The organism is Bradyrhizobium sp. Pha-3 (assembly GCF_042258325.1).
Lineage (GTDB): Bacteria > Pseudomonadota > Alphaproteobacteria > Rhizobiales > Xanthobacteraceae > Bradyrhizobium > Bradyrhizobium elkanii.
Genome location: NZ_CP170151.1, coordinates 3,195,919 through 3,216,453, shown reverse-complemented (window position 1 = coordinate 3,216,453; position 20,535 = coordinate 3,195,919). Strand labels below are relative to the sequence as shown.

Here is a 20,535-nt window from a genome sequence, read left to right as displayed (position 1 = left end):
TGAAAGGTCAACCCCTGACCGGCAGCGTCATCACGTCGTAGCCGTGGCTGATCTTCCGCTTCAGCACCGGGTCTTCGAGCTCGAACTCGAAGCGGCTGGCCGGGCGGATGCCGCCCTTGGCGGCGAAGGTGCCGCCGAACATGGCGCAGCCGTCGGGCAGCGCACCTTGGTCGAAGCCGCGCGCGATCAGGTCCTTCACTGGCAGCATGTGATCCAGCGTGCCCTCCTGGTAGAGCACGCGCTGGCCGCCGATCACCGCCCAGGAGCGCAGGACCAGCTGGTCCCAGTGATCAATCACATCCTCGAGTTCCCACAGCTCCGACGCCATCGGCTTGTCGCACATCTGCTTCGACACGGTGACGCTGTAGCTCTCGACCTTGCGGTCAGTGTGGTCGGAGCCGCAGCCGACGAAGATGCGGCCCTGCCAACCGATCAGCACGAACTCGACCTCGCCGCTCGAATCCTCGCCGCAGACTTCGATGGCATCGGCGAAGGTGAGCCGGCGCGCCGAGCAGCGGTAGTAGATCGGCGTGGTCGCGGGCCGTGCGATGCCGAGCGCCTCGAGCTCGGCGATATGCTTGTCGCGCGCCACCGGATCGCGGCCGGTCCAGCCGGCGATCACGGCCTGCCTGATTTCCAGTGTGAGCGGAGTGGCGACGCCCTTGTCGTCGACATTGAAGGTGAGATCAAACACGGATCACGGTCTCCATTCCGGCAGCGAGCTCGAAAATGCGCCGATCCGAACCGCCCGCGGCGGCGAGCATCAGTCCGACCGGCGCGTCGCCCTCGCGATGCGCGGGTAGCGAGATCGCGCAGCCGTCGAGCACATTGATCAGCGTGCAGTTGCGCAGCGCGCGCAAATTTTCGGTGGCGAACGCCTTGTCGTCGGCGAGGCCGGCGATCGTTGGCGGCAGGTTCGCCGTGGTCGGCAGCACCATCGCATCGTAGGGCGCGATCCGCTTCTCGGTGCGGGCGACGAAGGAGCGGCGCGCGTTGAGCAGATCGATATAGTCGGCCGCCGGAAAGCCCTCGCCGCGCTGGATGCGTACGGCGACGCGCGGATCGTAGATGTCGCCCTTGCTGGCCAGCAGGAAGCGGTGCCAGGCATAGCTTTCGGCGGCGGCAAAGCCGCCCTTGGCGTTCATGACGCCGACATCGAGCAATTCGGGCACCTCGATCCGCTCGATCAAGGCGCCTGCGCGCGACAACGAAGCGAGCGCGCGCTCGAAGGTTTTCGCGACGGCATCGTCGAGGTCGTCGAGCGCGACCGTGGTCGGCACCGCGAGCCGCATGCCGTTCACCGGGCGCGGCGTGACCGGCGTCACCGGCTGATCCGCCAGCACCGCGTCGAGCGCGGCGCAGCAGGCCACCGAATTCGCCAGCGGGCCGTAGCTGTCGAGCGTGAACGACAGCGGCACGCCGCCCGCGAGCGGAATCCGGCGTTGCGTCGGCTTGTAGCCGACGATGCCGTTGAAGGCCGCCGGAATCCGGCAGGAGCCGCCGGTGTCGGTGCCGAGCGCGCCGAACGCCATGCCGTCGGCGATCGAGACCGCCGCCCCCGAGGACGAGCCGCCCGGCACGTGGCCGACGCTCCGGTTCCAGGCGCTCTTCGGCGTGCCGTAATGCGGATTGATGCCGATGCCGGAATAGGCGAACTCGGTCATGTTGGTGCGGCCGATCACGACGAAGCCGGCGCGCTTGAGTCGCGCCACCACCGGCGCATCGGCCTCCGCCGGCGCCGAATCCTCCAGCGCCCGGGAGCCGGCGCGGGTCACCTGCCCCTTGATGTCGAACAAATCCTTGATCGAGGCCGGGATGCCGGCAAAGGGCGACGGCGCCGCATTGGCCTTGCGCAGCCGGTCCATGGCGTCGGCGGCCTCCAGCGCGGCGTCGCGGTCGACATGGATAAAGGTGCGCTGGCCCTCGCCCGAGGGATCAGCGATTCTGGCGATGCACTGCTCGACGAGCTTGCGGGCAGAGGTCGCGCCACTGGCGAGATCGGCGGCAAGGGAGGCGAGTGTCGGATTCTTGGGCATGGCTTTCACTTCACGGCTTGCATGGCTTGCACTAATTGTTGCGCGAACCGGGGCGGATTTCCAGTGTGCGCCAGCCTCGACCTCGTATCACTTCAATCCGAAGTACGCACGGTGCAGCTCTTCACTGCCGCTCATCTCGGCAACCGTGCCGGAGAAGCGGATACGCCCGCCTTCCAGCACGAATACGCGGGTGGCAATCTCGAGAAAACCGATATTTTGCTCGGCGATCAAGAGTGCCAGTCCGCGGCCCTGCAGGCTCGACAGGGCGCGTAGCACCTCCTTGACGAACAGCGGCGACAACCCGGCCGAGGGCTCATCCATCACCAGCAGCTTCGGCTCGGCCGACAATGCTTTGGCGATGCCGAGCATCTTGCGCTGACCGCCGGACAGGCTGGACGCGGGATCGCGGCGCTTGTCGCGCAGCACCGGGAACAGGCCGTACAGTTCGTCAACCCGCGCGCTCGGGTTGGCATGGCCGAGCGCCTGCGCGCCGACGCGGATGTTCTCCTCGATCGACAGGTCGGGAAACACCGCAAGCTCCGACATATAGGTCATGCCGCGCTTCATCCGGTCCGACGAGCGCATCCTGGTGATGTCCTCGCCGCCAAGCTTGATGTGGCCGCTGCGGGCTTCGATCAGGCCGACCAGCGACTTCAGGAACGTGGTCTTGCCCGCGCCGTTGGCGCCGAGCAGCAGCACGGTCTCGCCGGGGCGGACGTCGAGATCGACGCCCCACAGCACCTGCATGGTGCCGTAGCCGGCATCGACGCCCCTCGTGTCCAGAAGCGGCACCGCATCAGTGGGCATGCTCGCCTCCCAAAAACACCTCGATCACCTGCGGCTCGCGCACCGCGGTCGCGAGCGTGCCCTCGAAGATCTCCTTGCCCGCATTGAGCACGATGACGCGGTCGGTGATCTGCTCGATGAAGCCCATCAGATGCTCGACCACGATGATCGCCATGCCGGTCGCGGCCAGGGCCTTGATGCGGCCGGCGATCCAGTCGAGCTCCGCCGGGTTGAGGCCGGCCGCGAGCTCGTCGAGCAGCAGCAGCCGCGGCCGCGTGGCGAGCGCGCGGGTCAGATCGAGCATCTTCTGCTGGGCGCTGTTGAGATCGGCGGCCGGACGGTCGGCAACCTCCTTCAGCCTGAAATCCTCGAGCAGTTCGGCGATCGACGGCGCACCGGTCGCGCCGCCATAGGCCAGCGCAACCTGGATGTTCTCGCGCACCGTGAGTGACAGGAACGGCTTCGGCACCTGGAAGGTGCGGTTGATGCCGCGGTGAACGAGCTTGTGCGAGGCGACGCCGCCGGCGGATGCGCCGTCGAACACGACCTCGCCGCCATCGGGCGCGTAGAGGCCGGAGATCACGTTGATCGCCGTGGTCTTGCCGGAGCCGTTCGGACCGACGAGGCCGAGGATCTCGCCCGGCACGACGTGGAAGCTGAGGCCATCGAGCGCGTGGAAGCCGCCAAAGCGCTTCACCAGCTTCGAGACCTTGAGGATCGGGGTTTTCTCAGGGGACATGCCACCCCCTGCGGGTTGCCAGCGACACCAGTCCTGCGGGCAGGAACAGCACCAGGCCCATGATCAGGAGGCCATAGATCAGCTGGAAGTATTGCGGCGTGGTGAAGCCGATCAGATTGTAGATGCCGTAGAGGATCAACACGCCGACGATCGGGCCGGTGATGGTGGCAACGCCGCCGAACAGCGCGAACACGATCGCGAAGATGCTGAACTCGCCGGAGAACACGTTGTCGGGATAGAACACCGAGACGTACCAGGCGTAGATGCCGCCGGCGAGGCCCGCGACCAGCGCCGAGGCGAGCCAGGCTATCACCCGCATCTTCACGATATTGACGCCGGCCATCGAGGCCGACACCGCATCCTCGCGCACCGCCTGCAGCGCCAGCCCGAACGGCGAGTTCTTCAGATAGACCACCGCGCCGACCGTCAGCGCCATCACGACGACCGCGGCATAGTACGCATGGGTCGGGTTGAAGGTGCCGGTGAGCGACACGCCGTAGGGGCCCTTGGTGATGCCCTCCAGCGCCGGGTTGGCGACGAAGTGCAGCACCGCGAGCGAGGCCGCGAGGTTGGCGATCGCGAAATACGCGCCCGACAGCCGCAGCAGCGGCGTCAGCAACAGGCCGAGCGCAACCGCCACGACGCCGCCGACCAGCACGGCGAGCGGTGCGGGCGTCTGCAGATGCATCACCATGATGGCGAAGCCATAGGCGCCGGCGCCGAAGAAGCCGACATAGCCGAACGGCAGATAGCCGGTGAAGCCATAGATGATGTTCACGCCCTGCGCGAGGATCAGGAAGATCACGAAGTTGAACAGCAGCAGATGGTTTTGATAGACGCCGGGCAGCAGTGCGAACACCACCACCAGCGGCGCCAGGATGAACAGCAGGTGCTTCGAGGCGTTATGCAACGCGCACCCGCCTTCCGAGCAGACCGCTCGGGCGCAACAACAGGATCACGATCAACAACACATAGGGCAGCAGGTCGGCCCAGGAACTGAGATAGGTCTGCACCAGCATGTAGCACAGGCCGTAGACGACACCGCCGAGCGCGGTGCCGAGCGGATTGCCGAGCGAACCCAGCACGACGATCGCAAACGACGTCACCGTCGCGTCGGCGCCGAACGCCGGCGTCACCGAGCCGAACATGAAGGGCGCGAACACGCCGGCGACAGCCGCGATGCCAAGCCCGATACCGAACGCCGCCGCCGAGACGCGATCGACATCGATGCCCGTCGCCAGCGCCTCGTCACGGCGTGACATCACCGCGCGGGTCAGGGTGCCGAGCCTTGTGTGGTAGAGATAGAGGTAGACCAGCGCGATCGCGATCAGGCTGGTGATGGCCGCGATCACCCAGGGCGCGGGAAAGCCCTGGCCGAAAATCTGGATCGGCCCTGCTCCGCCGGCCTTGCCGCCGAACCATTTGACCTTGATGGTCGTGAACACGGTGCCGAGCAGCCGGCTCTGGATCGAGCGCTCGCTGGTGCCGGCGAAGATCGTGGTGACGGCTTCGATCACCTGCGACAGGCCAAAGAACAGGATGATCGACAGCATTTCCGGATTGGCCGAGCCCTGCAGCCGCGGCACCAGCACCCAGTACAGCAGCACGCCCACCAGCACGAACACCACGAAGGCCAGCGGCACCGCGAACAGCGGGTCGATGCCGGCGATGCCGACCACGCCGAGCGCGATGAAGGCGCCGAGCATCAGGATGTCGCCATGCGCAAGGTTGACGATGCGCATGACGCCGAACACGAGATTGAGACCGATGCCGACCAGGCTGAAATACAGCCCGAACAGCACGCCGGCTACGAGCGCATAGGTCATGCTACCGCTCGCTGCCGAAGGTTACGCCCGCCGCACTCACTCGCATCACGGCGCCGGATAGATCGGCTTGCCGGTGGCGGTCTCGTGCGGATAGATCGAGACGAACTTGATGTGATCGTGCTCGTCGACCGTGAGCTGGCCGAGCGGCGTCAATTCGCCGATCTGGCCGCCAGTCTCGTCCAGCGCGAAGGTGCCGTCCAGCGTCTTGAGCTGGCCGCTGAGCGAGAACACTGCGCGGCGCAGCTCCATCTGCTCGAGGCTGGTCGCAACCGACAGCGTCTTCTCGATCACCAACGCGGTGGTGTAGCCGGCGACCGCGTTGAAGCCGAACTCCATCTTGCCGTCGTTGTACTTCTTGGTCCAGGCGGCGCGGAAATCCTTCATGTTCATCCCGAAATTGACGGGATAATCCAGCTCGGACGGCGGCACATAGGTCCAGATGTGCTCGAGGCCCTTGGCGCCGACATTCTTCTCGAGCAACTCGGTCTCGAGGCCGGCATAGATCGCGAACAGCATCTTGAACTTGGTGCCGACGTCCTGGACGTTGCGCAGGAAGGCGATGTCGTTCGGCGCATAGCCGAAATGGATCACCGCGTCCGGATTGGCGTTGCTGATGTTGTTGATGATGACGTTGTAGTTGGTGGTCTCGGTCGGAACGCCCTGGTCATAGACGATCTCGATCGGCGCGCCAGACTCCTTGACGAACTTGCGGAACGCGTTGGCCTGGGTGCCGGTGAACTCGTTGGTCGAATAGAGGATGGCGACCTTCTTGATGCCGAGGCCCGGGCCGTCATGGCTGATGAAGTCAGCGACCGGCTTCGGCCACACCGTCGACACCGGATCGGCCATCAGCGCTATGTAGGGATTGTCCTTGGAGAAGAAGCTCGCGCCGGTACCGGTCTGGTCGAACAGGAACATCTTGTGGTCGCGCGCGATCGCGACCGCGGGCGCCGTCAGCACCGATCCGGAATCGGCGACCAGAAGGTCGACCTTATCCTGGGTGACGAGCTGATTATAAAGCGTCGCGGCGGTCGCGGTGTTGCTCTGGTCGTCATAGGAGACGAGCTTGATCGGGATCTTCTTGTCGAACGCCTTCACGAACACGCCACCCTCGGCGTTCTTCTGTTCGACCCACAATTTCAACGAGCTGTAGACCGGCATCGAGATCGAGGCGTAGCGCCCCGACGACGCATAGAGCGTGCCGATCTTGATCTCCGACGGTGCGTCGGCGGCCATCGCCTGCGTGGCAAATGCGAGGCTGGCAGCGAGTGCCGCGCCGATGATCCTCAGCATGATATGTTCCTCCCGGCTATCTTGAACGTGTCTTGAACGTGTCTTGAACGTGTCTTGAACGTATCTTGGACGCGGCCCTTCTACGCGCCGGATCGGAGCGACACAAGCATCGCGGCCTTAGCAATTGTGCGAGGGGCGGAATATGCGGCATGCGCGGGGCACAGGCCGCTGCGCGGAGCATGGATGGACCGTTGACGGGCCTTGGTTCAATGTCGCATCAAGATCGTAACGATTTCGGGAGGAGACATCAGACATGGCCGAGCCCGCGCGCGCGAAACCAAAGCCGACACCGGAGACCCAGCATTTCTGGGATGGCACCAAGGCCGGCGAGCTGCGCCTGCAGCGCTGCGATGCCTGTGCCAATGTCTACTTTCCGCCACGGCCGTTCTGCCCCTCTTGCGCCTCGCGCAAGGTCTCGATCTTCAAGGCCAGCGGCAAGGGCAAGCTCTACAGCTACGTCATCAACCACCGTCCCGCCGCGCCCGGCTTCACGCCGCCTTATGCGATCGCCGTGGTCGAGCTCGACGAAGGCCCGCGCATGATGAGCAACATCATCGATTGTCCGCAGACGCCGGAAGCGCTCGAGCTCGACATGCGGCTCGAGGTCGCCTTCGAGGCACTCGACGACAAGATCACCCTTCCCTTGTTCCGTCCGGCAAAGGGGTAATGTGATGCGCAGGAACCAGGTTGCCGTCGTCGGTGCGGCCGAAACCACCGAACTCGGCGTCATCCCGAACATGTCGCAGATCCAGCTGCACGCGGACGCGGCGCTGAATGCGATCGCGGACGCCGGCCTGAAGCTGTCCGACATCGACGGCTTCGCTACTGCGGTCGAGACCCCGCAGCAGATGGCGCACTATCTCGGCATCACGCCGACCTGGGTCGACGGCACCTCGGTCGGCGGCTGCTCCTTCATGCTGCATGTCCGCCACGCCGCCGCCGCGATCGAGGCCGGCCTGTGCAAGACGGTGCTGATCACCCATGCTGAAAGCGGCAAGTCGATGATCGGCAAGCAGCCGCGCTTTACCGCGCCCGACAGCCTCAACGGCCAGTTCGAATCGCCGTTCGGCGTCTACGGGCCACCGAGCATGTTCCCGATTCCCGTGCTGCGCTTCATGAAGACGCACGGCATCACGCATGAGCAGCTTGCGATGGTCGCCGTCGTGCAGCGCGAATGGGCGGCGAAGAATCCGCGCGCGACCATGAAGGATCCGATCACGGTCGCCGACGTCTTGAACTCGCGGATGATCGCCTACCCGTTCCGGCTGCTGCAATGCTGCCTCGTCACCGACGGCGGCGGCGCGCTGATCCTCACCTCGGCCGACCGCGCCAAGGATTTCCCGAACAAGCCGGTCTACATCCTCGGCACCGGCGAGAGCGTGGAAACGCCGATGGTCAGCCAGATGAAGACGTTCGACTCATCGCGCGCCTTCAAGGTGGCGGGCCCCCTCGCCTTCAACGAGGCCGGCATCACCCACAAGGACGTCGATCATCTGATGATCTACGACGCCTTCGCGCATCTGCCGCTCTACGGCCTCGGCGACCTCGGCTTCATGCCGTACGAGGAGACCGGCAAGTTCATCGCCGACGGCAACACCCGCCCGGGCGGCAAGCTGCCGCTCAACACCAATGGCGGGGGCCTCAGCTACATGCACTCCGGCATGTACGGCATGTACGCGCTGCAGGAGAGCGTGCGGCAGATGCGCGGCATCGCGCCGGCGCAGGTGCCGAACGCGAAGATCTCGGTCTGCCACGGCGTCGGCGGCATGTTCGCCGCAAGTGGCACGATCATCTTTACGAACGAGAAATGAGCGAGCTGCTCGCCTCCTCCCTCACACCGTTCCTACGGGGAGAGGGAGGGGGTGAGGGGCCGCTTCCACATACTCGGACTCGCGGAGAGTCCCCCTCACCCGGATCGCATCTGCGATGCGATCCGACCTCTCCCCGCAAGCGGGGCGAGGTCAGCAAGACACCAGGAGAACCGACATGGCAAAATCACTGCAGGATAAAGTCATCATCGTCACCGGCGCGGGCCGCGGCATCGGCCGCGAGATCGCGCTGCTCTGCGCGGCGGAAGGCGCCAAGGTCGTGGTCAACGATCCCGGCGGCGCAGCCGACGGCGGCGGCTCGAGTGCCGCGCCCGCCGAGGAAGTGGTCGAGGAGATCAAGAAGCACGGCGGCACCGCGGTCGCCAATTTCGAGTCGGTGGCGGAAGCGATCCCCGCCAGCAAGATCGTGAAGACCGCGACCGATCATTTCGGCAGGCTCGACGGCGTCGTCAACAATGCCGGCATCCTGCGCGACATGATCTTCCACAAGATGAGCGTGGAAGCCTTCGAGGCCGTCATCAAGGTACATCTGATGGGCTCGTTCTATGTCAGCCACGCCGCGGCACGCATCTACCGCGAGCAGGAGTCGGGCTCGTTCGTGCACTTCACCTCGACCTCCGGCCTGATCGGCAATTACGGCCAGGCCAACTACGCCGCCGCCAAGCTCGGCATCGTCGGCCTGTCGAAATCGATCGCGCTGGACATGGGCCGCTTCAACGTGCGCTCGAACTGCGTGTCGCCGTTCGCCTGGACCCGCATGATCGGCACCATCCCGACCGAGACCGACGCCGAGAAGGCGCGCGTCGAGAAGATCAAGCAGATGGGCCCGGAGAAGATCGCGCCGGTCTGCGCCTATCTGCTCTCGGACGCGGCCAAGGACGTCACCGGACAAATCTTCGGCGTGCGCATGAACGAGATCTTCCTGTTCGGCCAGCATCGTCCGGTGCGCTCGGTTCATCGCGGCGAAGGCTGGACGCCCGAGACCATTGCCGAACACGGCATGCCGGCGCTGAAGGGATCGTTCGCCAAGCTCGACCGCTCGGCCGACGTCTTCACCTGGGATCCGATCTGAACTTGATCCGATCCTCCGATCTGATCTGACAGTTTTATGAACTGGTCGCCTCCGCGAAACAGCGGGGGCGACACACTCTTTGGTTGTTTCATCATGGCGTGCCCGCATTGTGCCAGAATTGCGGGGGTATGATCGTCCTCCCGATAACAAAAAAGCCTGGGAGGACTTTCGTGATAAATCCAAGCAACATTCAGAAACACGAGGGCGACGGTGCGAAGGCGTTCGACCGTCGGACAATCTTGCGCGGCGCAACCGCGCTTGCTGCAACCGCGATGGCCGCATCCGATGCCGCAGCGCGCGACTTCGGCCCCAACGCGGAACCGCAGCGCTATCCCGATCCAGACATCGTTGTGATCGACGACAAGCGCTTCAAGGCCAAGGTCGGCAACACTGCGATCAAGCGGCTCTACACCGGCTGCCTGTGGGCAGAGGGCCCGGCCTGGAACGCGCAGGGCCAGTATCTGGTCTGGAGCGATATCCCGGCCAACCGGCAGCTGCGCTATCTCGACGATGACGGCCACATCTCCGAGCAATTCCACAAGCCGTCGAACGAGGCCAACGGCTCGACCTTCGATTTCGAGGGCCGCCAGATCACCGCCGAGCGCACGCGGCTGGTGCGCTACGAGCACGACGGAACCGTCACGCCCCTGGCGGAGCAGGCCAATGGCAAGCAGCTCAACGGGCCGAACGACATGGTCGTGCATCCCAACGACAAGTCGATCTGGTTCACCGATCCCGGCTATGGCGCGATCTCGATCTATGAGGGCCAACTGGCCAACACGGGATCGAAGCAGCCCTACCAGAAGGAAGCGGTCTATCGCATCGATGCTGCGACCGGCCAGATCACCAAGGTCGCCGACGAGCCGTTCAAGCCGAACGGCATCGCCTTCAGCCACGACTACAAGAAGGTCTATGTCTGCGACACCGGCACCACGCATTACCCGAACGCCAAGAACATCGTCTGGCAGTACGACCTCAACGGCGACAAGCTCTCCAACCCGCGCACGCTGATCGACATGACGCTGGACGGCAAGTCAGGCTTCCCGGACGGCCTGCGTGTCGACGTCGACGGCAACATCTGGGTCGGCGCCGGCTGGGTCGGACCGGGCTATGACGGCGTGCAGGTGTTTGCGCCCGACGGCCAGCGGATCGGCCAGATCCTGCTGCCGGAGACCTGCGCCAACCTCACCTTCGGCGGCAAGAAGCGCAACCGCCTGTTCATGACCGCAAGCCAGTCGCTCTACGCGGTCTATGTGGAGACGAAGGGCGCGCACAACTGTTGACCTAACCGTCGTCCCGGCGAACGCCGGGACCCATTACCACCGCTGTTGATAGCTGAAGAAAGCTGGGGCCCACATCGCTCACGACACTCCCGGTCGTGGTTATGGGTCCCGGCGTTCGCCGGGACGACGCTGTGGCTAGCCGCTATTCCGCAACCCCGCCGAGATCCCGTTGATCGTGATCTGAATCCCGCGCAGCACCTGCTCGTCCGGGTTCTGCGCGCGATACTCCTTGAGCAGCTCCACCTGCACGTGATTGAGCGGATCCATGTAAGGGAAGCGGTTGCGGATGCCGCGCTCCAGCAGCGGGTTGCCCTGCAACAACCGGTCATGCCCCATGATGTCGAGCAACGTCTCGATCGACAGGTGCCATTCGCGGCGGATCTGGCCAAAAATCTTCTCGCGCAACGCGACGTCGGGCACCAGTTCGGCATAGCGCGAGGCGATCGCGATCGAGCTCTTCGCCAGCACCATGTCCATGTTGGACAATAGCGTGCGGAAGAACGGCCATTCCCGATTGAGCTCCTGAAGGAACGCCATGCCCTGCTCGGGATGCCCGGATATCCAGCTCTCGACCGCGCTGCCGAAGCCATACCAGCCCGGCAGCATCAGCCGGCATTGCGCCCAGGAGAACACCCACGGGATGGCGCGCAGGTCCTCGATCTCGCGGGTCTTCTTGCGCGAGGCCGGACGGCTGCCGATGTTCAGCGTCGCGATCTCGTTGATGACGGTCGAACCCCAGAAATAATCGGCGAAGCCTTCGGTCTCATAGACGAGGCCGCGATAGGCCTTGAAGGCGAGCGCGGAAATTTCCTCCATCGCCTTGAGATATTCGGGGCGCGGCGCGCTCTGCCGCGGCTGCAGCAGGCTGGTTTCCAGTGTCGCCGCGGCGAGGATCTCCAGATTGCTGCGGCCGACCTCGGCATTAGAATATTTCGACGAGATGATCTCGCCCTGCTCCGTGATGCGGATCTGGCCGTTCACGGCGCCGCCGGGCTGCGCGATGATCGCGTCATAGCTCGGGCCGCCGCCGCGGCCGACCGAGCCGCCGCGCCCGTGGAACAAGCGCAAGCGCACGCCGTGGCGCTCGAACACCTCGACGAGGCCGATCTCGGCCTTGTAGAGCTCCCAGCCCGAGGTGACGAAGCCGCCATCCTTGTTGCTGTCGGAGTAGCCGAGCATCACCTCCTGCACGCTGCCGAGACTGTCGACCAGCTTGCGATAATCGTGCAGTACCAGCATGCGGTCCATGATGCCGCTTGAGGCCTGCAGGTCCTCGATGGTCTCGAACAGCGGCACGATGTTGACGGCGCTGCGGCCGGACGGATTGACGAGCCCGACCTCCTTCAGCAGCACCGCGACCTCGAGCATGTCGGACATGCCCTGGCACATCGAGATGATGCATTGGGAGATCACCTCCGGCCCGAACCTGGCATGCGCCTCGGCCGCGGCACGGAACACGGCGAGCTCGCTTTGGGTCTCCTCGGAATATTTCACGAAGGGCGAGGCCAGCGGCCGTGCATTGCGCAGCTCGCCGAGCAGCAGGCTGACGCGGGCGTCCTCGCCGAGCGCCAGATAGGACATCCCCGGATTGGCGGTATCGAACAGCTCGGCGATGGTGCGCTCGTGCACCGCCGAGTTCTGGCGGATGTCGAGCCGCGCCAGATGGAAGCCGAAGCAATCGACCGCCCGCCGCAACTGCCGCAGCCGGCCGCGCGCGATCACGCTGGAATTGTTCGCGATCAGCGAGCGGTTGAGCACGTCGAGATCGGCCTGGAATTCCCTGGCGCTCGCATACGGCTCGGCCTTGCCGACCGGCGGCCGCGTGGTCTCGACCTCGAGCCGAGAGGCCGTCGCCGCAAGCCTTGCATAGATGCCCGATACGGCCAGACGATACGGTTCGCCGCTGCGATGCGGCGAGGTGTCGGGCGAACGCTCGGCGAGGCTCCGCAGCTCGTCCGAGACGTCGGCGAGATGCGCCGCCAGCGACAATTCGGCGCCAAGCGCATGCAGCTCCTCGAGGTAGAAGTTGAGTGCCTGTCTCGACTGCAGGCGCAGCGTGCCGCGCATCACCTCCGCGGTGACGAAGGGATTGCCGTCGCGATCGCCGCCGATCCAGCTTCCCATCCTGAGAAAGGATGCGAGTTCACCGGCCTCGCCGCCCTCCTTGTTCAGGCGGTCCTCCAGCGCGCAATGCAGCCGCGGCACTTCCTGCAGGAAGGTGTAGTCGTAGAACGAAAGGCCGTTGGCGACCTCGTCGAGCACGGTCAATTTGGTCCGGCGCAGCAGATTGGTCTGCCACAGCGTCACCACCGCGCGGCGCAGCTGCTCGTCGCTGGCCTCGCTCTCGTCCGGCGTCATCTGCAGCCGCTCGCGGCGGTCGAGCAGATCCGCGATCTCCATCTCGCGGTCCATCGTGCTCTTGCGGCGGACCTCGGTCGGATGCGCGGTCAACACCGGGCTGACGAGTGCACTCCTGAAGAAGCTGCGCAAATCGGCCGGGCTGATGCCGGCCTGGCGGGCATGCACCAGCGTCTGTTCCAGTGTGCTCGGCCGCGGCGCCCCGCTCGGCCCGCGGCTGCGCATCTGGCGGATGTTGTTCTGATCCTCGGCGATGTTGGCGAGGTGGGAGAAATAGCTGAAGGCGCGGACGATCTGCAGCGTCTCGGCAATCGACATGCCGTCGAGGATGCTCTCCAGTTCCCGCCGCGCCAGCTTGTCCTCGTCGCGATGGAAGCGAACCGAGGTCTGGCGGATGCGCTCGACCAGGTCGAATACATCGGCCCCTTCCTGGTCGCGCACGGTGTCGCCGAGGACGCGCCCCAAAAGGCGGATGTCGTTCCGGAGCCGCGCCTCCTCCTCCTGCGCCTGGACCTCCGCGGCACGCTCGGCGCGGATTTCCGTCTCGGACGGCATGGTCTGGGGAGGCATTACCTGGGGAGACATGGCTTCGCTACTCCAGAGGCTGCCCGGCTCCTCCCGAGTGTGCGCTTTTTTTGCCGCAGCGCAAGATGAACTTGGTGGCGGTGCACCACTGCCGTCGTCCCAGCGAAAGCGGGGGCCTATAACCACAGGCGGCTGTGGCATGGCCGGCTGCGGCCGTAGCGTTGCACAACACTGCCACTCGTGGCTATGGGTCCCGGCCTTCGCCGGGACGACAGCGAGTTTGCGGCCCTAAATTCTCCGCCCCGCCCGATCCCAGTATGGATCGCGCAGCCGGCGCTTGAAGATTTTTCCGGAATCTTCACGCGGCAGGTTGGTCTGGATCTCGATGTGCTTGGGCACCTTGTAATCGGCGAGCGCAGTCTTCAGCTGGGCGCGGACGGAGGCGATGTCGAGCACGACGCCTGGCTGCGGCTCGACCACCGCCATCAGCGCCTCGCCGAACTCGGCATCGGGAATGCCGAACACCGCGCAGTCGTGCACGCCGGGGACGGCATGCAGCACCGCCTCGATTTCGGCCGGATAGATGTTGACGCCGCCCGAGATCACCATGTCGCGCTTGCGATCGCAGATGAAGACGTAGCCGTCGGCATCGATATAGCCGACGTCGCCCGAGGTGATGAATCCCTGCCGGTCGATCTCGGCGCGCTTCTCCGACTTGTTGTGATAGGTGAAGTCGGGATTGCCCTTGATCCGCGAATAGATCTCGCCGATCTGGCCTTGCGGCACCTCCTTGCCGTCGTCGCCGACGAAGCGCAGCTCGGCACCGGGCGAGATCTTTCCGACCGTGCCGGGCTTCTTCAGCGCGTCCTCGGAATTGGCGAAGGTGACCGCACCTGACTCAGTCGAGCCGTAGAACTCGTAGATCACCGGCCCCCACCATTCGATCATGGCGCGCTTGACATCGGGCGGACAGGGCGCGGCGGCGTGGATGATGTGGCGCAGCGACGACACGTCGTACTTCCGGCGCACCTCCTCCGGCAGCTTCATCAGGCGGATGAACATCGTCGGCACCATGAAGATGGTGTCGATCCGCTCGCGCGCGATCAGCTGCAGAAACTCCTCCGCGTCGAAGCGCGGCATCAGCACCAGCGCGCCGCCGAGCTTGCCCGAGCGCAAGCCGAAGGAATTCGGCGCGGAATGGTAGAGCGGTCCCGGCAGAATCGCGCGTGCGCCGGGCTTCAGGCCGTAGATCATCGCGCGCATCGCTTCCGCGTTGACGGTCTGCTCCGGCGTCGGCGCGAAGCGGCGCACGCCCTTCGGATGGCCTGTCGTGCCCGAGGTGTAGATCATGTTCTGCGGCTGCGGCACCACCGGGCCGTCGTAGCGCGGGAATTGCGCCAGCCAGGCTTCGAAATCGATCGCGAAATCCGGTGTCGCCAGATGATCGGGATTGATCTTGTAGTTGGCGAGGATTTCCGGCGGCGTCGGCACGCTGAGCACGATGACACCGGGCGGGATCGCACCGCGCAGCGGATGCAGCATGTCGGCATGACCGATCAGGACGCGCGTGCCGGAATCCGTCAACACATAGTTGATCTCCTCCGGCTTGAAGTGCCAGTTGATCGGCACGCCATAGGCGCCGAGTCGCATCGCGGCATAGGCAGCCTCGATGAAGGCGATGTCGTTGCGCATCAGCATGCAGACGCTGTCGCCCGGCTTGACGCCGAGCTCGTTGAGTCCGCTGGCAATACGGTCGGCGCGCTCGGCCACCGCAGTGTGATCGCGCCGGCGACCGCCGCTGACGATGCCGAGGAAGGGCTGGGACGTTTCCATTGTCGTTGTCCGATCTTTCGTCGGTTCGGAGTTAGGTTGTCATTCCGGGATGGTCCGAAGGACCAGACCCGGAATATCGAGATTCCCCGGTGCGCAATTGCGCACCAGAGTTCGATGCTGCGCATCGCCCCGGAATGACGGCGCGGCTGCTACCCCGCATCCGCAAACCTTGGCGCGCGCTTCTCCAGATTGGCGCGCACGGATTCGGTCTGGTTCGGACTGCCGAGCAATTTCTGCTGCTCGACCGACTCCGCGAGCAGCGCGGCCGCCGGATCGACCGACAGATTGTTGAGCATGCGCTTGGCGGCACGGATCGCATCCGGGCTCTTGCCGGCGATCTCGCGCGCGACCTCGAGCGCCGCGGCGCGCGGGTCGTCGCAGACGCGGGTGGCAAGGCCGTAACTCTGGGCCTCCTGTGCCGAGAAGATACGGCCGGTATAGGTGAGCTCGCGCAGGACGTCGTCGCGCACGAGGCTCGCGAGGATCGGCGTGCCCGCCATGTCGGGCACAAGACCCCATTTGATTTCCATGATCGACATCCGCGCATCCTGCGAGAGGAAGCGCATGTCGGCGCCGAGCGCGAGCTGGAAGCCACCGCCGAACGCGACACCGTGGACCGCTGCGATCACGGGCACCGGAAGCTGGCGCCAGCCCCAGACCGCCTGCTGCGGGAAATTGGCCTTGCCGTGGGTGCGGATCGTGAGATCGCGCTTCTCGCCGCCCGGCACTCCGTTACCGCCATCCTTCATGGCGGCGAAACGGCCCATGTCGAGCCCGGCGCAGAACGCCCGGCCCTCGCCGGACAGCACCACCACCCGAACGGCTTTTTCCCTGGAAAGCCGGTCGGTTGCGGCCACCAATGCCTCGAACATCGCGGCGTCGAGCGCGTTCATCTTGTCCGCCCGCACCAGGCGGACATCGGCGATACCGTCCGAAATCGATATCGAAACGCGATCTTCCATTGAAATCTCCTCCGCTGTTCCTTGTTGGCGCTTTACAGAAAGGCCGTTGTCCGGTTTTAGTCAATCGACCAATTAACTGACAACCCCGTGGAGGAAACATGTTCTCTGATCAGCTTCTTGCCGGGCGGCGCATGCTGGTAACCGGCGGTGGCACCGGCCTCGGCAAGTCCATGGCCTCGCGGTTCCTGCAGCTCGGGGCCGAGGTGCATATCTGCGGCCGCCGCAAGAGCGTCTGCGATGAAACCGCGACCGAGCTTATGGCCGAGTATGGCGGGCGCGTGGTCAGCCACGGCGTCGATATCCGCAACGCCATGGCGGTCGACGAGATGATCGAGGCGATCTGGACCACCAGCGGCCCCCTCACCGATCTCATCAACAACGCCGCCGGCAATTTCATCTCGCGTTCGGAGGAGCTCTCGCCGCGCGGCTTCGATGCGGTCGCCAACATCGTGATGCACGGCACCTTCTACGTCACGCACGCGGTGGGCCGGCGCTGGATCGCTGGCGGCCATCGCGGCAACGTGGTGTCGATCACCGTGACCTGGGTGCGCAACGGCTCGCCTTACGTGGTGCCGTCGGCGATGAGCAAGTCGGCGATCCACGCCATGACCATGTCGCTCGCCATCGAATGGGGCCGTCACGGCATCCGCCTCAACACCATCGCGCCCGGCGAGATCCCGACCGAAGGCATGAGCAAGCGCATCAAGCCCGGCGACGAGGCCGGCGCGCGGACCAAGGCGATGAACCCGATGGGCCGCGTCGGCACCATGGAGGAATTGCAGAACCTCGCGGTGTTCCTGATCTCCGGCGGCTGCGACTGGATCAACGGCGAGACCATCGCCATGGACGGCGCGCAGGCGCTCGCGATGGGCGGCAATTTCTACCAACTGCGCGACTGGAGCGACGACGACTGGACCAAGGCGCGCGAGTCGATCAAGGCCCAGAACGAGAAGGACCGCGCGGCGCGGGGCTGACGCTCGCGCTTGCGCCTCCACCACCACCGTCGTCCCGGCGAAAGCCGGCAACTGTTATGTTGGTTTGGTCTGCAGGTACGGCTTTCGGTCTCGCATCATGGCATTGAGGACCGTGAGCAGCTTCCTGGCGACGGCGATGAGGGCGAGTTTGGCTGGTTTTCCGGCCTGTCGCAGTCGTGCATAGAAGGCCTTGAACGGATCAGCTCTGCGAACTGCGTTGAGGGCCGCCATATAAAGGGCGTCACGAACGCGCTTTCGGCCGCCCGCAATCTTGCGCTTGCCGCGGAAGGTGCCGCTGTCGACGTTGAAGGGAGCAAGGCCAGCGAGCGCTGCGAGTTGTTTCGGTCCGACCCGCCCGAGTTCCGGCATCTGCGCGATGAGCTGTATGCAGGCCACGGGACCCACGCCGGGCAGCGAACGCATTAACTTCGCATCGTCCGCGATCTGCGCTTCGGCTTTAATCAATGCGCTGATGTCGGCCTCGATCCCGGCGATCTCGCTGTCGAGGACCTCGATGAGGCGGCCAATGCGTTCGGCCATGGCGCGATCGTCGGCCTCGCTGCGCCGGTTCTTCTCCTGGGCGCGCATGAGGACCAGCTGATCCCGCCGTTTTGCAAGCCTCGCCAAGGCGCCCCGTGCAGGATCGGCGACCTGCTCGGGGGCGGGCTGCATGGCCCGGGCAAAGGCCGCCAGCATCCGCGCATCGATCGGATCGGTCTTGGCGAGCAGGCCGCTGGCCCGTGCAAAGTCGCGGGCACGGGCCGGGTTGATCCGTGCGAACTGGATCCCGGCCTGACGCAGCGCCTCGCGAAGCGCGAGGTCATAGATACCCGTCGCCTCGAAGACCACCAGCGCATCGCATTGCCAACGCGCCACCTGCTGTGTGATGGCCTGTGTCGCGTTGGCAATGCGCCTCGGCACGCCGTCAGCCTCATCAAAGATATCGAGGTGTTTTTTGGAGACGTCGATTCCGACGTAACGAAGAGCTATGATCACGGTGCCTGTCCCTGTGATGCGAGGTCTGTTGGCGCAGCCTCGTGCAACTGTTCAGGTTGATAGATGGAACGGGCGGGAGACCGAGCCGGCTCGCGGCGTCAAGCGCCAAGGACCCAACGGCTTCCCGCCCACCCACATCCTGACAGACTTCCAAGACACAGGGACCCATAGCCACCACTGAGCGTTGTTGACCGCGCTGCGGCCCCAGCGTCGCGCCACATTCACATTCGTGGTTATGGGTCCGGCTTTCGCCGGGACGACGATGTTGAAGCGGCGCGCGTGCACATCCCCCGTATTGTTTTTCGCGCGCGATGCCGCCACACTCCGCGCAACCAAAACAAGACGTCACGGGGGAAACATGTCCGACGCGCCGAAACTGATCAACCTTGCCGACATGGTGCGCGACCGCGCCAGGAGTCGCGGCAATGCGCTGGCCTATGAATTCGAGGGACGGCAAACCAGCTTCGCTGAGTTCGACATCAAGACCAACCGCGTTGCCAACGCGCTGATCGCGATGGGCGTCAAGAAGGGCGAGCGGATCGCCTATCTCGGCAAGAACAGCGACTTCTATTTCGAGCTGTTGATGGGCGCGATGAAGGCCGGCGTGGTGATGGCGCCGGTGAACTGGCGCCTGGCAGGCCCCGAGGTCGCCTTCATCGTCGACGACTGCAAGGCCCCCGTGCTGTTCGTCGGCCCCGAATTCGTCACGCAGGCGCGCAACATCCGCGACAAGCTGCCGAGCGTCCGCACCATTATCACGACCGAAGGCGGCGCGCCGGAATGGCCCGACTTTCTCGCCTGGCGCGATGCGCAGGGCGGAGACGACCCGCGCGTTGCGATCGAGCCAAAGGACATCGCAATCCAGCTCTACACCTCGGGCACGACGGGCAAGCCAAAGGGCGCGATGCTGTCGCACGCCAATTTCCTCAACCTCGTGCAGAGCGGCAACGAGGCCGAGAAGCCGGAATGGAACCGGTGGACCACCGACGACGTCTCGCTGGTCGCGATGCCGATCTTCCACATCGGCGGCTCCGGCTGGGGCGTGATGGGGCTCTATCACGGCGCCCGCGGCGTGATCGCGCGCGAGTTCGACCCGACCAAGGTGCTCGACTTCTTCGAGCAATCCGGCATCACAAAGCTGTTCATGGTGCCGGCCGCGATGCAGTTCGTGGTGCGGCAGCCGCGCGCGCGGCAGGTCGACTTCTCCCGCCTGAAATACATGCTCTATGGCGCCTCCCCGATTCCGGCGGCGCTGCTGAAGGAGTGCATCGAGGTCTTCAAGTGCGGCTTCGTGCAGATGTACGGCATGACCGAGACTACCGGTACCATCGTCGCGCTGCCGCCGGAGGATCACATCGAAGGGCTCGACCGCATGCGCTCGGCCGGCAAGGCGTTGCCCGGCATCGAGCTTGCGATCCTCGACGGCGACGGCAAACCGCTGCCGCCGGGTGAAGTCGGCGAGATCGCGACCCGCTCCGGCTCCAACATGGCCGGCTACTGGAATCTGCCCGAAGCCACCGCGCACACGATCAATAGCGACGGCTGGCTGCGCACCGGCGATGCCGGCTACATGGACAAGGACGGCTATCTCTACATCCACGACCGCATCAAGGACATGATCATCTCCGGCGGCGAGAACATCTATCCGGCCGAGGTCGAGAGCGCGCTGTGCGACCATCCGGACGTGGCGGAAGCGGCCGTGATTGGCATCCCCGACGACAAATGGGGCGAGGCGGTGAAGGCCGTGGTGGTGATGAAGCCGGGCAAGAGCGCGACCGCGACCGACATCATCAACTTCACGCGCGAGCGGATCGCCGGCTACAAGACACCGAAATCGGTCGACTTCATCCCGGCGCTGCCGCGCAACCCGTCGGGCAAGATTTTGCGGCGGAGCCTGCGTGAACCGTATTGGGCGGGCAAGGACCGGCAGGTGAATTAGCCCTCTCTGTCGTCCCGGCCAAGCGAAGCGCGAGCCGGGACCCATAACCACCGCTGTTCGTAGTGGTGCGATACTGGGGCCACA

The 20,535-nt window shown here is 65.0% G+C and carries 17 protein-coding genes; 6 read left to right on the top strand and 11 right to left on the bottom strand.

Annotated elements, in window-relative coordinates; translation table 11 throughout:
- Positions 1-7: 7 nt before the first annotated feature.
- From ACE10X_RS14975 to ACE10X_RS14945, 7 genes are all read right to left on the bottom strand, one after another.
- Positions 8-694, bottom strand: coding sequence for a DUF2848 domain-containing protein (locus ACE10X_RS14975; protein WP_038386392.1), 687 nt, complete (start codon positions 692-694; stop codon positions 8-10).
- The gene (locus ACE10X_RS14970) at positions 687-2,036 is read right to left on the bottom strand and encodes an amidase (RefSeq protein WP_038386391.1); all 1,350 of its coding nucleotides are present in this window, start codon (positions 2,034-2,036) and stop codon (positions 687-689) included. Before ACE10X_RS14970 ends, ACE10X_RS14975 begins: the two co-directional genes overlap by 8 nt.
- A gap of 87 nt (positions 2,037-2,123) precedes the next feature.
- Positions 2,124-2,843 carry an ABC transporter ATP-binding protein gene (locus ACE10X_RS14965; RefSeq protein ID WP_051003112.1) on the bottom strand — a complete coding sequence of 240 codons (720 nt, stop codon included), beginning with the start codon at positions 2,841-2,843 and terminating at the stop codon, positions 2,124-2,126.
- Complete coding sequence (locus ACE10X_RS14960; protein ID WP_038386390.1) at positions 2,833-3,561, bottom strand: ABC transporter ATP-binding protein; 729 nt, start codon at positions 3,559-3,561, stop codon at positions 2,833-2,835. Before ACE10X_RS14960 ends, ACE10X_RS14965 begins: the two co-directional genes overlap by 11 nt.
- The gene (locus tag ACE10X_RS14955; protein ID WP_038386389.1) at positions 3,551-4,471 is read right to left on the bottom strand and encodes a branched-chain amino acid ABC transporter permease; all 921 of its coding nucleotides are present in this window, start codon (positions 4,469-4,471) and stop codon (positions 3,551-3,553) included. Before ACE10X_RS14955 ends, ACE10X_RS14960 begins: the two co-directional genes overlap by 11 nt.
- Complete coding sequence (locus tag ACE10X_RS14950) at positions 4,464-5,387, bottom strand: branched-chain amino acid ABC transporter permease (RefSeq protein ID WP_028338731.1); 924 nt, start codon at positions 5,385-5,387, stop codon at positions 4,464-4,466. The genes ACE10X_RS14955 and ACE10X_RS14950 overlap by 8 nt, the downstream gene beginning before the upstream one ends.
- Before the next feature lie 45 nt (positions 5,388-5,432).
- Positions 5,433-6,680 carry an amino acid ABC transporter substrate-binding protein gene (locus ACE10X_RS14945; RefSeq protein WP_038386388.1) on the bottom strand — a complete coding sequence of 416 codons (1,248 nt, stop codon included), beginning with the start codon at positions 6,678-6,680 and terminating at the stop codon, positions 5,433-5,435.
- Positions 6,681-6,933: 253 nt separating this feature from the next.
- On the opposite strand from ACE10X_RS14945, the gene ACE10X_RS14940 reads away from it, so the two are divergent.
- The 4 genes from ACE10X_RS14940 (at position 6,934) to ACE10X_RS14925 (ending at position 10,864) form a co-directional block, all read left to right on the top strand.
- A complete protein-coding gene (locus ACE10X_RS14940) occupies positions 6,934-7,347 on the top strand; it encodes a Zn-ribbon domain-containing OB-fold protein (protein WP_016841161.1) in 414 nt (137 codons plus the stop codon).
- Positions 7,348-7,351: 4 nt separating this feature from the next.
- Positions 7,352-8,491 carry a thiolase gene (locus tag ACE10X_RS14935; RefSeq protein ID WP_038386417.1) on the top strand — a complete coding sequence of 380 codons (1,140 nt, stop codon included), beginning with the start codon at positions 7,352-7,354 and terminating at the stop codon, positions 8,489-8,491.
- Between the two features lie 175 nt (positions 8,492-8,666).
- Positions 8,667-9,581, top strand: a complete 915-nt coding sequence (locus ACE10X_RS14930; protein ID WP_375764283.1) for an SDR family oxidoreductase — start codon at positions 8,667-8,669, stop codon at positions 9,579-9,581.
- Positions 9,582-9,751: 170 nt separating this feature from the next.
- Entirely contained in the window at positions 9,752-10,864 is a 1,113-nt protein-coding gene (locus ACE10X_RS14925; protein WP_193375435.1) for an SMP-30/gluconolactonase/LRE family protein, read from the top strand.
- 135 nt (positions 10,865-10,999) lie between these two features.
- Here ACE10X_RS14925 and ppc read toward each other — a convergent pair whose 3' ends face one another.
- The 3 genes from ppc to ACE10X_RS14910 all read right to left on the bottom strand — a co-directional run bounded on the left by ppc (position 11,000) and on the right by ACE10X_RS14910 (position 16,542).
- A complete protein-coding gene (gene ppc / locus ACE10X_RS14920) occupies positions 11,000-13,792 on the bottom strand; it encodes a phosphoenolpyruvate carboxylase (RefSeq protein ID WP_038386386.1) in 2,793 nt (930 codons plus the stop codon).
- Between the two features lie 243 nt (positions 13,793-14,035).
- The gene (locus ACE10X_RS14915; RefSeq protein WP_038386385.1) at positions 14,036-15,580 is read right to left on the bottom strand and encodes an acyl-CoA synthetase; all 1,545 of its coding nucleotides are present in this window, start codon (positions 15,578-15,580) and stop codon (positions 14,036-14,038) included.
- Positions 15,581-15,729: 149 nt separating this feature from the next.
- Complete coding sequence (locus ACE10X_RS14910; protein WP_038386384.1) at positions 15,730-16,542, bottom strand: crotonase/enoyl-CoA hydratase family protein; 813 nt, start codon at positions 16,540-16,542, stop codon at positions 15,730-15,732.
- 98 nt (positions 16,543-16,640) lie between these two features.
- Here ACE10X_RS14910 and ACE10X_RS14905 point away from each other — a divergent pair, with 98 nt between their 5' ends.
- Positions 16,641-17,516: an SDR family oxidoreductase gene (locus ACE10X_RS14905; protein WP_038386383.1), complete on the top strand. Its 876-nt coding sequence runs from the start codon at positions 16,641-16,643 to the stop codon at positions 17,514-17,516.
- A 54-nt stretch (positions 17,517-17,570) separates the two neighbouring features.
- On the opposite strand, the gene ACE10X_RS14900 is transcribed toward ACE10X_RS14905, so the two are convergent.
- Positions 17,571-18,512, bottom strand: a complete 942-nt coding sequence (locus ACE10X_RS14900) for an IS110 family transposase (protein ID WP_304557332.1) — start codon at positions 18,510-18,512, stop codon at positions 17,571-17,573.
- A 358-nt stretch (positions 18,513-18,870) separates the two neighbouring features.
- Here ACE10X_RS14900 and ACE10X_RS14895 point away from each other — a divergent pair, with 358 nt between their 5' ends.
- Positions 18,871-20,451: a fatty acid--CoA ligase gene (locus tag ACE10X_RS14895; RefSeq protein ID WP_038388015.1), complete on the top strand. Its 1,581-nt coding sequence runs from the start codon at positions 18,871-18,873 to the stop codon at positions 20,449-20,451.
- The last annotated feature ends 84 nt before the right edge of the window (positions 20,452-20,535 follow it).

Bases quoted from the DNA above. Each gene is read 5' to 3' on its own strand.
- ACE10X_RS14915 (WP_038386385.1), bottom strand. From the start codon at position 15,580: ATGGAAACGTCCCAGCCCTTCCTCGGCATCGTCAGCGGCGGTCGCCGG.
- ACE10X_RS14945 (WP_038386388.1), bottom strand. From the start codon at position 6,680: ATGCTGAGGATCATCGGCGCGGCACTCGCTGCCAGCCTCGCATTTGCC.
- ACE10X_RS14960 (WP_038386390.1), bottom strand. From the start codon at position 3,561: ATGTCCCCTGAGAAAACCCCGATCCTCAAGGTCTCGAAGCTGGTGAAG.
- ppc (WP_038386386.1), bottom strand. From the start codon at position 13,792: ATGCCTCCCCAGACCATGCCGTCCGAGACGGAAATCCGCGCCGAGCGT.
- ACE10X_RS14895 (WP_038388015.1), top strand. From the start codon at position 18,871: ATGTCCGACGCGCCGAAACTGATCAACCTTGCCGACATGGTGCGCGAC.
- ACE10X_RS14930 (WP_375764283.1), top strand. From the start codon at position 8,667: ATGGCAAAATCACTGCAGGATAAAGTCATCATCGTCACCGGCGCGGGC.
- ACE10X_RS14940 (WP_016841161.1), top strand. From the start codon at position 6,934: ATGGCCGAGCCCGCGCGCGCGAAACCAAAGCCGACACCGGAGACCCAG.
- ACE10X_RS14965 (WP_051003112.1), bottom strand. From the start codon at position 2,843: ATGCCCACTGATGCGGTGCCGCTTCTGGACACGAGGGGCGTCGATGCC.
- ACE10X_RS14935 (WP_038386417.1), top strand. From the start codon at position 7,352: ATGCGCAGGAACCAGGTTGCCGTCGTCGGTGCGGCCGAAACCACCGAA.
- ACE10X_RS14970 (WP_038386391.1), bottom strand. From the start codon at position 2,036: ATGCCCAAGAATCCGACACTCGCCTCCCTTGCCGCCGATCTCGCCAGT.
- ACE10X_RS14910 (WP_038386384.1), bottom strand. From the start codon at position 16,542: ATGGAAGATCGCGTTTCGATATCGATTTCGGACGGTATCGCCGATGTC.
- ACE10X_RS14950 (WP_028338731.1), bottom strand. From the start codon at position 5,387: ATGACCTATGCGCTCGTAGCCGGCGTGCTGTTCGGGCTGTATTTCAGC.
- ACE10X_RS14905 (WP_038386383.1), top strand. From the start codon at position 16,641: ATGTTCTCTGATCAGCTTCTTGCCGGGCGGCGCATGCTGGTAACCGGC.